Origin of the sequence: Streptomyces sp. NPDC006655 (assembly GCF_040703965.1) — a bacterium.
In the GTDB taxonomy this organism is placed as follows: domain Bacteria; phylum Actinomycetota; class Actinomycetes; order Streptomycetales; family Streptomycetaceae; genus Streptomyces.
In genome coordinates, this window is the sequence record NZ_JBEYJU010000146.1 from 1 (window position 1) to 14160 (window position 14160).

At 71.4% G+C, this 14160-nt stretch carries 14 protein-coding genes; 8 read left to right on the forward strand and 6 right to left on the reverse strand.

Annotated elements, in window-relative coordinates:
* The first annotated feature begins 232 nt into the window (after window positions 1–232).
* The 4 genes from AB0958_RS41565 (at window position 233) to AB0958_RS41580 (ending at window position 4223) form a co-directional block, all read left to right on the forward strand.
* On the forward strand, window positions 233–1189 hold the full coding sequence (locus AB0958_RS41565) for an ABC transporter ATP-binding protein (protein WP_366895683.1): 957 nt from the start codon (window positions 233–235) through the stop codon (window positions 1187–1189).
* 1 nt (window position 1190) lies between these two features.
* Complete coding sequence (locus AB0958_RS41570) at window positions 1191–1967, forward strand: ABC transporter permease (protein ID WP_366895684.1); 777 nt, start codon at window positions 1191–1193, stop codon at window positions 1965–1967.
* 121 nt (window positions 1968–2088) lie between these two features.
* Window positions 2089–3342 (forward strand): ABC transporter ATP-binding protein, encoded by a 1254-nt coding sequence (locus AB0958_RS41575; protein WP_366895685.1) that lies wholly within the window; start codon window positions 2089–2091, stop codon window positions 3340–3342.
* Window positions 3339–4223: an ABC transporter permease gene (locus AB0958_RS41580; protein WP_366895686.1), complete on the forward strand. Its 885-nt coding sequence runs from the start codon at window positions 3339–3341 to the stop codon at window positions 4221–4223. The genes AB0958_RS41575 and AB0958_RS41580 overlap by 4 nt, the downstream gene beginning before the upstream one ends.
* Window positions 4224–4243: 20 nt before the next feature.
* Here AB0958_RS41580 and AB0958_RS41585 read toward each other — a convergent pair whose 3' ends face one another.
* The gene (locus tag AB0958_RS41585) at window positions 4244–4585 is read right to left on the reverse strand and encodes an ATP/GTP-binding protein (RefSeq protein WP_366895687.1); all 342 of its coding nucleotides are present in this window, start codon (window positions 4583–4585) and stop codon (window positions 4244–4246) included.
* Between the two features lie 221 nt (window positions 4586–4806).
* Between AB0958_RS41585 and AB0958_RS41590 the strand changes: the two genes are divergently transcribed.
* Window positions 4807–5847, forward strand: coding sequence for an LLM class flavin-dependent oxidoreductase (locus AB0958_RS41590; RefSeq protein WP_366895688.1), 1041 nt, complete (start codon window positions 4807–4809; stop codon window positions 5845–5847).
* A 105-nt stretch (window positions 5848–5952) separates the two neighbouring features.
* On the opposite strand, the gene AB0958_RS41595 is transcribed toward AB0958_RS41590, so the two are convergent.
* Window positions 5953–6345, reverse strand: coding sequence for an SCO5389 family protein (locus tag AB0958_RS41595; protein WP_046734776.1), 393 nt, complete (start codon window positions 6343–6345; stop codon window positions 5953–5955).
* 278 nt (window positions 6346–6623) lie between these two features.
* On the opposite strand from AB0958_RS41595, the gene nucS reads away from it, so the two are divergent.
* Window positions 6624–7295, forward strand: coding sequence for an endonuclease NucS (gene nucS, locus AB0958_RS41600; protein ID WP_366895689.1), 672 nt, complete (start codon window positions 6624–6626; stop codon window positions 7293–7295).
* A 230-nt stretch (window positions 7296–7525) separates the two neighbouring features.
* On the opposite strand, the gene AB0958_RS41605 is transcribed toward nucS, so the two are convergent.
* From AB0958_RS41605 to AB0958_RS41620, 4 genes are all read right to left on the reverse strand, one after another.
* On the reverse strand, window positions 7526–10018 hold the full coding sequence (locus AB0958_RS41605; RefSeq protein WP_366895690.1) for an ATP-binding protein: 2493 nt from the start codon (window positions 10016–10018) through the stop codon (window positions 7526–7528).
* Between the two features lie 245 nt (window positions 10019–10263).
* Window positions 10264–10587, reverse strand: coding sequence for an STAS domain-containing protein (locus AB0958_RS41610; RefSeq protein WP_366895691.1), 324 nt, complete (start codon window positions 10585–10587; stop codon window positions 10264–10266).
* A 150-nt stretch (window positions 10588–10737) separates the two neighbouring features.
* A complete protein-coding gene (locus tag AB0958_RS41615) occupies window positions 10738–11586 on the reverse strand; it encodes a 3-hydroxyacyl-CoA dehydrogenase family protein (protein ID WP_366895692.1) in 849 nt (282 codons plus the stop codon).
* A gap of 147 nt (window positions 11587–11733) precedes the next feature.
* The gene (locus AB0958_RS41620; RefSeq protein WP_366895693.1) at window positions 11734–12375 is read right to left on the reverse strand and encodes a TetR/AcrR family transcriptional regulator; all 642 of its coding nucleotides are present in this window, start codon (window positions 12373–12375) and stop codon (window positions 11734–11736) included.
* Between the two features lie 81 nt (window positions 12376–12456).
* On the opposite strand from AB0958_RS41620, the gene AB0958_RS41625 reads away from it, so the two are divergent.
* The gene (locus tag AB0958_RS41625) at window positions 12457–13242 is read left to right on the forward strand and encodes an ATP-binding cassette domain-containing protein (protein ID WP_366895694.1); all 786 of its coding nucleotides are present in this window, start codon (window positions 12457–12459) and stop codon (window positions 13240–13242) included.
* A 13-nt stretch (window positions 13243–13255) separates the two neighbouring features.
* Window positions 13256–14005, forward strand: coding sequence for an ABC transporter permease (locus AB0958_RS41630; protein WP_366895695.1), 750 nt, complete (start codon window positions 13256–13258; stop codon window positions 14003–14005).
* Window positions 14006–14160: the final 155 nt, after the last annotated feature.

A 14160-nucleotide genomic window follows, 5' to 3' on the forward strand; every position in this document is an offset into this window, starting at 1 on the left:
CTGGTCGCGCAGTTCCCCGCGCCCCTGAAGGGGCGTCCACCTGGCGCCCCTTCAGGGGCGCTGGGGGTCCCCCCGGCCGAAGGCTGGGGGAGGAACTGCGCGAGCAACCACCCACAGCCCGCACCCGGCCATGCTGTCCGCACCCGCGGCGCCGCTCCCCCGATTTCCACCCGCACACCCTCAGGGAGCCGTTCAAGTGGCAGGCCCCGCGCCCCGGTCATAGCGTGACCGCATGATCGAGCTGGCGGGCCTGACCAAACGCTACGGCGACAAGACCGCGGTCGACGACCTCACCTTCAGCGTGCGGCCCGGCGTCGTGACCGGGTTCCTCGGACCGAACGGCGCCGGGAAGTCCACCACCATGCGGATGATCCTCGGACTCGACCATCCCACGTCCGGCCGGGTACGGATCGACGGCAGACGGTACGAGGAGCTCAAGGACCCGCTGACGTACCTGGGGGCGCTGCTCGACGCCAAGGGTGTGCACGGCGGCCGGAGCGCCTACCACCACCTGCTGTGCCTCGCGCAGAGCAACGGCATCCCGAAGGCGCGCGTCGCCGAGGTGCTGGACACCGTCGGGCTCACGGCCGTGGCGAGGAAGAAGGCCAAGGGGTTCTCGCTCGGGATGGGGCAGCGGCTCGGGATCGCCGGGGCGCTGCTCGGAGACCCCCGGATCCTGATGTTCGACGAGCCGGTGAACGGCCTCGACCCGGAGGGGATCCACTGGATCCGGACCCTGATGAAATCGCTGGCCGCCCAGGGGCGGACCGTGTTCGTCTCCTCCCACCTGATGAGCGAGATGGCGCTGACCGCCGAGCACCTCGTCGTCATCGGGCAGGGCCGGCTGCTCGCCGACACCTCCATGGCGGATTTCATCCGGGCCAACTCACGGTCGTACGTCCGGGTCCGCTCCCCGCAGCGCGAGCGGCTGCTCGACGTGCTGCACCAGGCCGGGATCACCGTCGTGCAGACGGGCACCGGAGCGCTGGAGGCCGAGGGCGGGAAGGCCGAACCGATCGGGGAACTGGCCGCACAGCACGGGATCGTGCTGCACGAACTGAGCACCCAGCAGGCTTCGCTGGAGGAGGCGTTCATGCGACTGACCGCGGAGACGGTGGAGTACCACGCGCACGCCGACTCGCCCCCGGCGCCGCGGGGCTGGGGGGCCGGCTGGGACAAGGAGGCGTGAGATGGCGGTCGTGAGCCAGGTCGTACGGTCCGAATGGACCAAGATCCGGTCGGTCGCGTCCACGGTGTGGACGCTGTCCCTGGCCCTCGTGGTCACGGTGGCGCTCGGGACCCTGCTCTCCGCGCTGGCGAACAGCCAGTTCGGCTCCATGCCCGCGCGTGAGCGGCTCTCCTTCGACCCCACGAACATCAGCTTCGCCGGGATGACCCTCGGCCAGCTCGCGATGATCGTCTTCGGGGTGCTGGTGGTGTCGAACGAGTACAGCACCGGCATGATCCGCACCTCGCTGGCCGCCGTGCCGCGCCGCGGCACCTTCCTGTTCAGCAAGATCGGGGTGGCGGCGGCCCTGGTGCTGGCGGTCGGCATGGTGACCAGCTTCGCCGCCTTCTTCCTCGGGCAGGCGATGCTCGGCCCGCACCGGGCGTACCTCGGTGACCCGGGGGTGCTGCGCGCCGTCGTCGGCGGCGGGCTCTACATGACGCTCATCGCGGTGTTCTCCATGGGCGTGGCCACGATGCTGCGCTCGCCGATGCTGTCGCTGGGCATCCTGATGCCGTTCTTCTTCCTGATCTCCAACATCCTCGGCAACGTCGACGCGACCAAGAAGATCGGCCGGTTCCTGCCGGACCAGGCGGGCGGCCACGTCATGCAGGTGGTACCGAGAGTCGGCGACGACGTCCCCTACGGGCCCTGGGGCGGGCTCGGGATCATGGGGCTGTGGGTGGCCGCCGCACTGGCCGGCGGGTACCTCCTGCTGAGGAAGCGGGACGCCCAGTGACCGTCCGGACGACCGTCCGGCTTTGCCAGATCTTGGTGGGAACCGTCAACGCCCGGATATCCTCCTAACCCTTACGGGGGCGTCTGCCCTGCTGTCCAGATCCTTTCGATGGGTGCGGAGCATGATCGAGGCTGTCGGCCTGACCAAGCGATACGGCGACAAGACCGCCGTGTACAACCTTTCCTTCCAGGTACGGCCCGGAGCCGTCACCGGCTTCCTCGGGCCCAACGGCTCGGGCAAGTCGACGACCATGCGGATGATCCTGGGTCTGGACAACCCGACCGCCGGCTCGGTCACCATCGGCGGCTACCCGTACCGCAAGCTGCCCAGCGCCGCCCGTCAGGTCGGCGCGCTGCTCGACGCCAAGGCCGTGCACGGCGGCCGGTCCGCCCGCAACCACCTGCTCTCGCTGGCCCAGCTGTCCGCGATCCCGGCCCGCCGGGTGGACGAGGTGCTCGGCGTGGTGGGCCTCCAGGACGTGGCCGGCAAGCGTTCCAAGGGGTTCTCGCTGGGCATGGGCCAGCGCCTGGGCATCGCCGCCGCGCTGCTCGGCGACCCCCAGGTGCTGCTCTTCGACGAGCCGGTCAACGGCCTCGACCCCGAGGGCATCCTGTGGGTGCGCAACCTGATGAAGTCCCTGGCGGCCGAGGGCCGTACGGTCTTCGTCTCCTCCCACCTGATGAGCGAGATGGCGCTGACCGCCGACCATCTCATCGTCATCGGGCGCGGCCAGCTGCTCGCGGACATGAGTGTGACCGACTTCATCTCCGCCAACTCGGCCGACTTCGCGAGAGTCCGCACCCCGGACACCGAGCCGCAGCTGCGCGAGAAGCTCACCTCGGCGCTGACCGAGGCCGGCGGCCACGTGCTGCCCGAGCAGGACGGCGCGCTGCGGGTGACCGGCCTGCCGCTGCCGCGCATCGCCGACCTCGCGCACGGGGCGGACGTACGGCTGTGGGAGCTGTCCCCGCATCAGGCCTCCCTGGAGGAGGCGTACATGCGGATGACGCAGGGTGCCGTCGACTACCGGTCCACCACCGACGAGCTGGCCGGCTTCCAGCCGCCGCTGCCGCCGGGCGCGCAGCCGCCGATGCCGGTGCCCGGGCAGGGCCAGCCGGGCTGGTACGCCCCGCCGCCCCCGCAGGGCGGCCGGCCCTTCCCCGGGGCGTACGGCGCCCCGGGGGCACCCGCGGGTCCGTACGGCGCCCCCGAAGTCCTCCAGGGCCCCTACGGCGCCCAGAACCCCTACGCGGCCCCCGCACCCGGGCCGGTCCCGGCACCCGCGCCGCCGGCCGCCCCGGCACCCGCTCCCCCGGCCGCACCCGCTCCCTCCTCCGCCCCCGCCGACCTGACCAAGCCCGAGGACGCCCGATGAGCACCCACCAGCCCGCGACGCCGCAGACGGCCCCGGCCGCGCCCGAGTGGCAGGCGGCACCCGGCGGCCCGCAGCCCGGCTACACCTCGCCGATCCCGGTGGTGCGCACCCACCTCGGGCACGCGATCGGTTCCGAGTGGACGAAGATCAAGTCGGTGCGGTCGACGATCTGGACGCTCGGTGTCTTCGTGGTCCTGGTGGTCGGCATCGGCCTGCTGGCCGGCGCCGTGGTCAGCAGTGCCTCGTCGTCCTCCGACATGAGCGGGGAGAACCCGCTGTCGATCGGTTTCTTCGGACTGCTGATCGGCAGCATGTGCATCATGACGCTGGGCGTGCTGACCACCGCCTCCGAGTACGGCACCGGCATGATCCGTACGACGACGGTCGCCTGCCCGTCGCGGATCCGGGTGCTCGCGGCGAAGGCGATCGTCTTCTTCGCGGTCGCCTTCGTGGTCACGCTCGCGGCCAGCACGTTCGTCGCCATGGCCCATGCCTCGATGCTGAGCGACACCGGAGCGCGGACCCCGACGAACTCGGACTGGCTGAAGGCGACCGTGGGCGTCAGCTTCTACATGGCGCTGCTGGGGCTGGTCTCCCTGTTCGTCGGCTCGATCATCCGGCACTCCGCGGGCGCCATCACGATCATGATCGGCGTGCTGCTCGCCCCGCTGGTGATCGCGCTGTTCATGTTCTCGCAGTCGCTGGAGAAGGTGCGTACGGCCCTGTTCGAGTACTCGATCCCGAACCAGCTGAGCGTCTTCTACTCCAACTCCCTCGGCCGGGAAGGCCCGTCGGGCTGGGACCCGCTGTGGATCATGCTGGTGGTGACCGCCGTGACCTTCGGCGGCGCCTGCCTGCTGCTCGAGAAGCGGGACGTGTAGCGGGACTTCGGCGACAGGCTTCAGAACTTCGGCGCGTTGCGGGACCGCTGCACCCGGGTGGTGCGGCGGTCCTTCGCGTTCCAGCAGGCCTTGTGCCAGTGCCGGCGCTCGTCGACGCCCGAGTGCTCCGGCCAGGCCACCACGTGCGGCACCCCGGAGGGGATCACCTGGTCGCAGCCCGGGCAGCGGTACGTCTTGCCGAGCGCGCTGGCGCCCGCCACATGCCGTACGCTCCACTCCTCGCCCTGCCAGCTCTCCGTGGACTGCCAGCCGCCGTAGCGGTCCGCGCGGTCGTCCTCGGCGCTCCGGCCGGACGAGGCCGCTGCGTTCGGGCCCTTGGGTCGGTTGCGACGCGGGGACACGGGACACCTCTCGGGGCTATACAGGAAGCACGGGCTGTGTTCAGCCTACGACGCGCGCACAGGGGTACGCGTAGGGCGCCAACCCGCACAAGTCCCCCTTCAGGGCGACCCATTCTCCCGACAATACGGAAATCTTTCCGCCAGACCGTGTCCTCGGCACGTGTCGGACGGTTATGCCCGGTGGGGGAGCTCCGGGTAGGAGCCAGGAAAGCAGGAAAGCGATGCGCGTAGGAAGTTTTGTGCTGGCCGCCCAGTTCCCGGGCCAGGGCCAGGGGGAGGCCCTGCACCGGGCGGTGCGGACGGCGGAGGTGTCCGAAGAGGCCGGCCTGGACGCGGTCTGGCTGGCCGAGCACCACTTCGTGCCGTACGGCACGTGCCCCTCGGCCATCACGCTGGCGGCCCTGCTGCTGGGCCGCACCCGGCGGCTGCGGGTCGGCACGGCGGTCAGTGTGCTGCCCACGGTGCACCCCGTCGCCCTCGGCGAGCAGACCGCGCTGCTCCATGTGACGAGCGGCGGCCGCTTCACGCTCGGTGTGGGGCGGGGCGGACCGTGGGTGGACCTGGAGGTGTTCGGCTCCGGGCTGGAGGCGTACGAGCACGGCTTCCCCGAATCACTCGATCTGCTGACGCGCTGGCTGCGCGAACCTGCCGTGTCGGCCGACGGACCGCGCTTCTCCTTCCGCGAGGTCCCCGTCGTACCCCGCCCGTCCGAGGCGCTCACGGAGGACCTGACGGAGGCTCCCGGCCCCGAGGTCGTGGTCGCCTGCACCTCGCCGTCGAGTGTCCGGCTGGCCGCCGAACGCGGGCTGCCGATGCTGCTCGGCATGCACGTGGGGGACGAGGAGAAGGCCGAGATGGTCGGGCTGTGGAAGCAGCACGCGCGCGCGGCCGGACGGTCCGGCGACGAGATCGCGGGGGCGGCCCACGTGTCGGCCGGCGTCTGCCAGATCGCCGACAGCCGCACCGACGCCGCCGAGACGCTGACCAAGGCGATGCCCGGCTGGCTGAAGCAGGGGCTGGAGGCCCATGTGACGGTGGACGGCCGGATGCGCTCGATGCGCGACCCGCTCGCGTACACCGAACTGCTCTGCGGACTGCACCCGGTGGGCACGCCCCGGCTCTGCGCCGACCGGCTCGCCGCGACCTCCGAGCGGACCGGCATCTCGCGCTTCGCCCTGCTGACCGAGGGTTCCGGGGATCTCGCGGCCACGGAGGAGAACGTACGACGGCTGGGCACCGAGGTACTCCCCCACCTCAGGTGACCCGGCCGCCGCGGGGAGCTTGCCGCTCCAGTGACTCTGATGCACCTCCCGCGTCCGGAGCGGCAAGCAAGCGGCTCACTGCCTCAGCAGTGGCGGAACACCGCGTCAGCAGTCCCGGAGTTCCGGGGACTGGTTGAGCAGCTGACTGCGCACCGAGGTGAAGCGGGCCAGCGTCTCGTCGACCGAGGCGTCCAGCGGGAACACCGCAACCCGGTGGCAATTCTGGAAGGCCAGCCGCACACCGAAGTGCCGCTGCAGGGCGCCGCGTATGGCGTCGCTCGCGAGCGCACGCAACAGCTGACCGCGTGCCTGCTCGTCCGGCGGGGGCGTCTGGTTGTCGGCGAACTGTCCGCCGTCCACCTTCAGCTGGGCCACCAGGGAGCTGATCATCTCCCACGCGTAGGGCAGGGAGGTCCGGACGCAGTCGACGAATTCTGCTTCGTCGACCTCGCCTCGCTCGGCCTGTTCGAGTAGGGCCGGTGAGACGTCGAGCGACATGGGTTCTCCTCTCGCACCCCCGAACAGCAGGGGTTGCCGGACAGATAAAGGGGGTTCGCGATACCGAACACGCTGAGTACACACACCGCGACCTCCCGTTCACTACGGTAGGCAACGGACGGTGACCCCACCAGGAGATTGCGTATATGCGACGGTCCCTTTAGGCACACAATCGGCCAGAGTTGAGCAGAGGTGTGCAGGCGTCCCGTCAGGCTCCGGTCGCGCTGGTGCGCGAGCGAATCGCGTGGAGGGCGGGGCGTCGAGTAGCGTTGCCGACCATGCGTCTCGTCATCGCCCGGTGCTCCGTCGACTACGCCGGCCGGCTCACCGCCCACCTTCCCTCGGCTCCCCGTCTGATCCTGGTCAAGGCGGACGGCAGCGTCTCGATCCACGCCGACGACCGGGCCTACAAGCCCCTCAACTGGATGTCGCCGCCGTGCACGCTGAAGGAGGGGAGCGGTGACGAGGAAGGCGTCTGGACCGTCGTGAACAAGGCGGGCGAGAAGCTCATCATCACGATGGAGGAGGTCCTGCACGACTCCTCGCACGAACTCGGCGTGGATCCGGGGCTGATCAAGGACGGCGTGGAAGCGCACCTCCAGGAGCTGCTGGCCGACCGCATCGAAACGCTCGGCGACGGCTACACGCTCATCCGGCGCGAGTACATGACCGCGATCGGCCCGGTGGACATCCTCTGCCGCGACGCCGAGGGGCAGACGGTGGCGATCGAGATCAAGCGCCGGGGTGAGATCGACGGCGTGGAACAGCTCACCCGCTACCTGGAACTCCTCAACCGCGACCCGCACCTGGCCCCGGTCCGAGGCATCTTCGCGGCCCAGGAGATCAAGCCCCAGGCGAAGGTCCTGGCGACCGACCGGGGCATCGGCTGCACGATCCTCGACTACGACGCCCTCCGAGGCATCGAGGACGACAAACTGCGCTTGTTCTGAACCCCCGAGCCCGCCGGGTACGCCCGCTTCCGAGCCCGCCGCGACGGCGCTCCACCACGGGGGTGCGGACCGGCGGTGCCGAACCCGCTCAGGCCGGTGCGGCACCGCCGGCCACCGCCGTGGGGACTGAGCGCCGTCGCGGCGGTTCGAAAGTGAGCGGCGGACACCGGTGAGCGCCGGGTACGGCTGAGGGCCGGTCTCCGAAGCGGGGGCCGGCCCTCGGGCGTGGGTCAGATGACGGTGCCGGTGGAGGTGCCCGGGGTGACGCTCTCGGAGGCGCTGGACGTGGTGACGGACGGGGAGTCGGAGACCGGACCGCTGGCGCTGTCCGTCGTGGACGGGGTGTCGGACGGCACCGGCGAGGTCGAGTCCGACGGGGGCGCCGAAGTGGACGGCGTGGTCGACTTCGACGGGCTCGCGGACGGCGAATGCGAAGTCGACCTCGTGGGGATCGGTGACGTGGACGGCACGTGGGTCGTGCCGCCGCCCGACGTGCCCTTCGTCCCGCTCGGCGTGGCCGACGGTGTCGCCGTGTCCGTCGGGGCGGTCGGGTCGTCCGAGGTGCCCAGGGTGCCGTCCGGGCCGGGGTTCGTCGGCCTGGTCGTCGGGGCGCCCTGGTTCGACGTGCCCGAACTCTGCCCCGGGTCCGCCCCCGTGCTCCCGTCGCCCGTGCCCTCGCTCGCCGAAGGCTTGACGCTGACGTTGTTGGACGGGTTGTCGGCGTTGTCATGGGAGGTCATGCCGAGGCCGACCACGGTGCCGAGGACCGCCGTGAGCAGGACGCCCGAGCCGACCGCCACCAGGTTGCGGCGGGCCATCCGGCCGAGCCCCGCGACACCGCCCCGGCGTACCGGCTGCTGCTCGACGCGTGGGGTGACGAACGTGTCCGAGGTCGGGGAGTGCACGGCCGGGAAGGGCCTGGTGACCCCGCCCGCCGGGGATATGGACTCCTCGTGCCGGGCGTCGGGGACCTCGTCGCCCGACATCGCCGCGAGGACGGGCAGCACCTCGCCCGAGCGGTCGGCGACCAGGGCCAGCGCCCGCCGGCCGGCCGTCGTGCCCCGCTTGTCGGACAGCGCGCCGTGCAGTCCGATCGACGCCTCCAGTTCCGCGCGGGCCCGGTCGAGCAGGCCGCCGCAGAGCGCGAGTATGCCCAGCTCGTGGTGGAAGTAGGCCTGGTCGCCGACCGCACCGGCGAGCCGGGAGGCCTCCGCCCCGGCCCGCAGGGCGCGCTCCCAGGCGCTCCAGTGGAGCCCCGCGGCGAACGCGGGGGCGGCCGTACGGGCCAGTCGTACCGGCGTGGACTCCTCGCCCTCCGCGGGCGGCACCGTGGCCGGGACCACGACCGCCAGGGCGGCGAGGATCGCGTCGGCCTCGGCGCAGACCCGCTCGGGGGTGACCGACGGGTGCCCGGCCCACCAGGCGTAGTGCCGGGCGGCGGCGAGCGCCTGGGCCTCGATGTCGTCGGCGTATCCCGCGGCCTCCAGCTGCTGCTGGACGCCCGAGGCGAGGCGGTAGCGGGAGCCCACCGGGGACACCAGTCCGCAGCCCGCCAGTTCGCCGAGGGCCGCGTCCGCGTGGGTGTCGCCGACGAGGGCCGGCAGATGCGCCTGGTGCGGCACCTCGCCGCCGAGGGCGACCGCGAAGCGCAGGGTGGCGCGGGCGGAGGCGCTGAGGCGGGCGGCGAGCAGCGGGGCGGGCGCGGCGGCCTCGCCGAGGGAGGGCAGCGGTGCCTCCTCGACGGCCTCGGTGTCGATCGGCGCGTCGGTCGGCAGGGCGTCCTCGAAGACGCCGAACTCGTCGACGGCGCCGGTGCTGGCGCGCCGCTGGTCGCGCTGGAGCAGCAGCGCGCCGGCCTGGACGAACCGCAGGGGCAGGCCCTCGGACTCGAACCAGAGGTCGCCGGCCCAGTTGGCCTCCTCCTCGCTGAGCACCCGGCCGACCGTGCGCTCCAGGATGTCCACTCCCCCGGCCCGGTCCAGGCCGCCGAGGACGACCTCCTCGACGGCGGAGTCGGCGGACGGCGCCGGTACGTCCGGGGTGGCGCCGAGCAGGAAGGCGCACTCGGGGGTTGCGTCGATCAGCTCGTCGAGCCCGGCGCCGCCGAACTCGAGGTCGTCGAGGACGACGACCGCGCCGATGTCCCGGACCAGTTCGAGGAGCTCCTCGTGGTCCGGGCGGTACTCGGGCGCCTTGTGGACGGCGTGGAAGAGGTCGCGCAGGAGGTCGTCGGGTGCCCGGTGGAAGCCCGTGAGGCGGACCACGCCGTCGGGGGCGAGGTCGGAGCAGTCGTCGGCGACCAGGTCGAGGAGCGCGGTGCGGCCGGAGCCCGCGGGGCCGGTGAGGCGTACGGAGCGGCCGCGGGCGAGGAGGCGTACGAGCCGCTCGCGGTCGTCCTGGCGCTCCAGGAGCGGCAGCTCGGGCCGGGCGGGGCCGGGGGGTACCGGCGGCCGGGCGGCGCGCTCGTACTCGGCGCGCTCGGCGGCGGTGCGCTTCTCGGGTCGTGCGGGGCGTTCGGTCGGCGGGCAGGGTTCTATCTCGCTGCCGTCGACCGGGTTCACCGTCAGCAGGAAGTCGCCGGTGACCAGCCGCGCCGTGCGGGCGAGCGGCGGTGCGCTCTGGCCGAAGTCGTTGGTCAGGGATTCCCTGGGCGGGCGCTGGCGCGGCGTGGTGCCGTCGCCGTCATGGCCGTACGCCTCGGGTCCCGGGTTGATCGGGTCCATAGGTTCCTAGCCCCCCAAAAGCGTCGTGTGCCGTGCATACCGGCCCCTCCCGGCCTGTTGCACACTGCGCTGTCGCTTCTGGTCCGGGCCCGCGCTCGAAGGGTGGCAAGGCAGCGGGCGACCGAACCTTAAACCTTGGCACAGTATCTACGACAGCCCGGGGTGCCGTGCCGTCCGAGACGTCACAGTCTCATGAGGATTGCACCTGACGTGGGCCGATGACCCGGTACCCGCCGGGGGCGGTGTCACACCCGGGGCAGCGACTCCACTCCGATGCCCCCCTCGATCGCCAGGATCCGGTGCAGCCGGGTGGCCACCAGCAGGCGCTGCATCTGCGGTGGTACCCCGCGCAGCACCAGGCGGCGGCCGCAGCGGCCGGCCCGCCGGTGGGCCCCCATGATCACGCCGAGTCCGGTGGCGTCCCAGGAGTCCAGCTCGGACAGGTTCAGCACCAGGTCGCCGACTCCGTCGTCGACGGCCGTGTGCAGGACCGTGCGGGCGTCCGCCGCGCTGCGGACGTCGAGGCGGCCCCCGACGACCAGCTCGGCGTGGTCGCCCCTGATGTACATATGCGCTCCCCGAGAGTGCGTGTCCTACTCCGTGAAAAGTGCTGTCCGTCGATGCAACCTCTGACGGCGTTCACCGGTCAGAGGTTGCCATCTGTAAGCGAACCGATACCGAATTCACCCCAGAGGGTGAAGCATCCGGGGACCGATGTCTCAGTACGTGTAGAAGCCCTGCCCGCTCTTGCGTCCGATGTCACCTGCGTCAACCATCCGGCGCATCAGCTCCGGCGGGGCGAACTTCTCGTCCTGCGACTCGGTGTAGATGTTGCCGGTGGCGTGCAGCAGGATGTCGACACCGGTGAGGTCGGCCGTGGCCAGCGGGCCCATGGCGTGACCGAAGCCCAGCTTGCAGGCCAGGTCGATGTCCTCGGCGGTGGCGACGCCCGACTCGTAGAGCTTGGTGGCCTCGACGACGAGCGCCGAGATCAGCCGGGTCGTCACGAAGCCGGCGACGTCCCGGTTGACGACGATGCAGGTCTTGCCGGTGGACTCGGCGAACTCCCGCGCGGTGGCGAGGGTTTCGTCGCTCGTCTTGTAGCCGCGGACCAGCTCGACGAGCTGCATCATCGGCACCGGCGAGAAGAAGTGGACACCGACGACCCGTTCGGGGTGCTCGGTGGCCGCCGCGATCTTGGTGATCGGGATGGCGGAGGTGTTGGAGGCGAGGACGGTCTCCGGGCGCACGATCTTGTCGAGCGCACGGAAGATCTCGTGCTTGACCTCCAGCTTCTCGAAGACGGCCTCGACCACGACGTCCGCGTCGGCGACCGCGTCCAGGTCGGTGGTCGTGGTGATGCGGGCCAGGGCGGTGTCGGCGTCGTGCGCCTCCAGCCTCCCCTTGCTCACGAACTTGTCGTACGAGGCCTGGATGCCGCCGACGGCACGGTCCAGCGCCTCGTCGGTGACGTCACGCAGGACCACGTCCCAGCCGGCCTGGGCGGCGACCTGGGCGATGCCCGAACCCATCAGGCCGGCACCGATGACGGCAAGTTTCCGTGCCACTCCGCTCCCCTTACACGCTGTTCAGGTATGCCTCTTGGCCGGACCCTAGCGCCGGGAGCGTCCGGGAGACCCGGTAAGTAATGCGTGTCACGGTCTCAGGGGGTGAGACAACCGTCACGTCCCGTCAGGCGACCGCGTCGGCACGGGTCATTCAGCGCCCCGCACGGCGTAGTTGAGGACCCGCTCGCTCAACAGGTCCTCCATGTCGTCGAGGAGGACCAGTACCTCCCGGGAGACTTCGCGTGGATCGCGCGCCTTGACCATTTCGCGTCCGATGACCGCCATGACCGTACTGTGCACCCAGCCGAGCTGACCGGCGATCAGCTCGGGCATCAGGTCGTCGGCCGCGGCGCCGGTCTCCTCGCGCAGGGCGCCTTCGAGGTTGGCCTGGACCTCCTGCCCGATCGCCCACAGCCGGGAGCGCAGCGCGGGCGCGTCCTCGATGACGCGCATGAAGGCGGAGTACCCGGGGATCAGGCCGACCCGGGGCGACACCGCCTCGACCTCCTCGCGCAGCTCCCGCAGGACGGCGGCCGCGGCGGACTCGCCCTGGTGCCGCCCGCGCACCCAGCGGGCCAGCCGGTCGACCACCCCGGCGGAACGGTCGAAGAAGAGGTCCTCCTTCGCCGGGAAGTAGTTGTAGACGGTGTTGACGGAGACATCGGCGGCCGCGGCGATCTCCGCGACCGTCACGGCGTCGAAGCCGCGCTCGACGAACAGGCCCGTGGCGACATCGGAGATGTACTGCCGGGTCTGCCGCTTCTTCCGCTCCCTGAGCCCTTCCGTCATGCCCGCATCGTAACCGTACCTGGGTTCCCTCAAATTTTGGGGACATTGCAAATTTTCAGAGACTCTGTTTTTCTGGGCGGCATGACAGCAGTCATCAGCGCGGCCGGACTGGCCCGCACCTTCCAGACCAGAAGCGGCCCGGTGGAGGCCGTGCGCGGGGTCGACCTCACCGTCCGCGAGGGCGAGATCCTCGGCTTCCTCGGCCCGAACGGCGCCGGCAAGACCACCACCCTGCGCATGCTCACGACCCTGCTCGCGCCGACCGGGGGCACCGCCTCGGTGGCCGGCTGCGACCTGGCGACCGATCCGGCCGGAGTGCGGCGCGCGTGCGGATACGTGGCACAGTCGGGCGGGGTCGACACGAACATCGGCGTCCGGGAGGAACTCGTCACCCAGGGCCGCCTCTACCGCCTGACCAAGGCCCGGGCGGCCGCCCGGGCCCGGGAACTGGCGGACGACCTGGGCTTCGCCGACCTGCTCGACCGCAAGTGCGGCGCACTCTCCGGCGGTCAGCGGCGGCGCCTCGACATCGCGATGGCCCTCACCCACCGCCCGGACGTGCTCTTCCTCGACGAGCCGACGACCGGCCTGGACCCGGGCAGCCGGGCCGACCTGTGGGACCTGGTCCGCCGGCTGCGCGCCGAGGACGGCACCACCGTCTTCCTGACCACCCACTACCTGGACGAGGCCGACGCCCTCGCCGACCGCCTGGTCGTCGTCGACCAGGGCGTGGTCGTGGCCGAGGGCACGCCGAGCGCCCTCAAGCTCCGGTACGGCGGCTCGATCGACGCGAGCCTCCAGGACACCTTCCTCGCCATCACCGGCCGCGGGCCCTCCCCGGCCGACGCGACCCCCGTAGCCGTATAGGAATCCGGAAGACATGCTGCTCCACGACACCGGCCTCATCTACGGCCGCTACCTTCGCCAGTCCCTGCGCTCCCGCTTCGCCCTGCTCTTCGGCGTACTGATGCCGTTGCTGTACCTGCTGTTCTTCGGGCCGCTGCTGACGCGTCTGCCGTTGGGCTCCCGCGGCACCAGCTGGCAGGTGCTCGTCCCGGGCCTGCTGCTGCAACTGGGCCTGTTCGGGGCCTCCTTCGCCGGATTCGCGGTCATCATCGAGAACGGCCAGGGCGTGGTGGAGCGGATGCGCGTGACGCCCGTCAGCCGTCTCGCGCTGCTGCTGGGCCGCGTCCTGCGCGACGCGACGGTCTTCGTCTTCCAGGCCGTGCTGCTCGTGCTCGCTGCGGTACTGATGGGCCTGCGCGCCCCGCTGCCCGGCATCCTGATCGGATTCGCCTTCGTGGCCCTGCTGACCGTCTCGCTGGCGTCGCTGTCGTACGCGCTGGCCTTCAAGGTCCGCACGCCGCAGGAGTTCGGACCGATGATCAATGCCCTGACCATGCCGTCCATGCTGCTGTCCGGCCTGATGCTTCCGATGACGCTGGCGCCGGCCTGGCTGGACGTCCTGTCCCACTTCGTGCCGTTCCGCTACCTGGTGGACGCGGTACGGGACGCGTACGTCGGCTCGTACACGACCGCCCACATGCTGTACGGCGCGCTGGTGGCCCTCGGCTTCTCGGCACTCGCCGTGACAGTGGGCACACGCGTCTTCCGCACGGCCGGAGCGTAACCAGGGCCTCCTGATGGATCTCCGCGGCGTCGCGACGCCCGGCACGCACGCTCGACGCACGGGGTGGCGGCCCAGGTGGCTCCGCCACATGACCCGCCACCCCGCACGCCGATCGCACGCACCGAACACCGCTCCTTCTCCCACGGAGATCCATC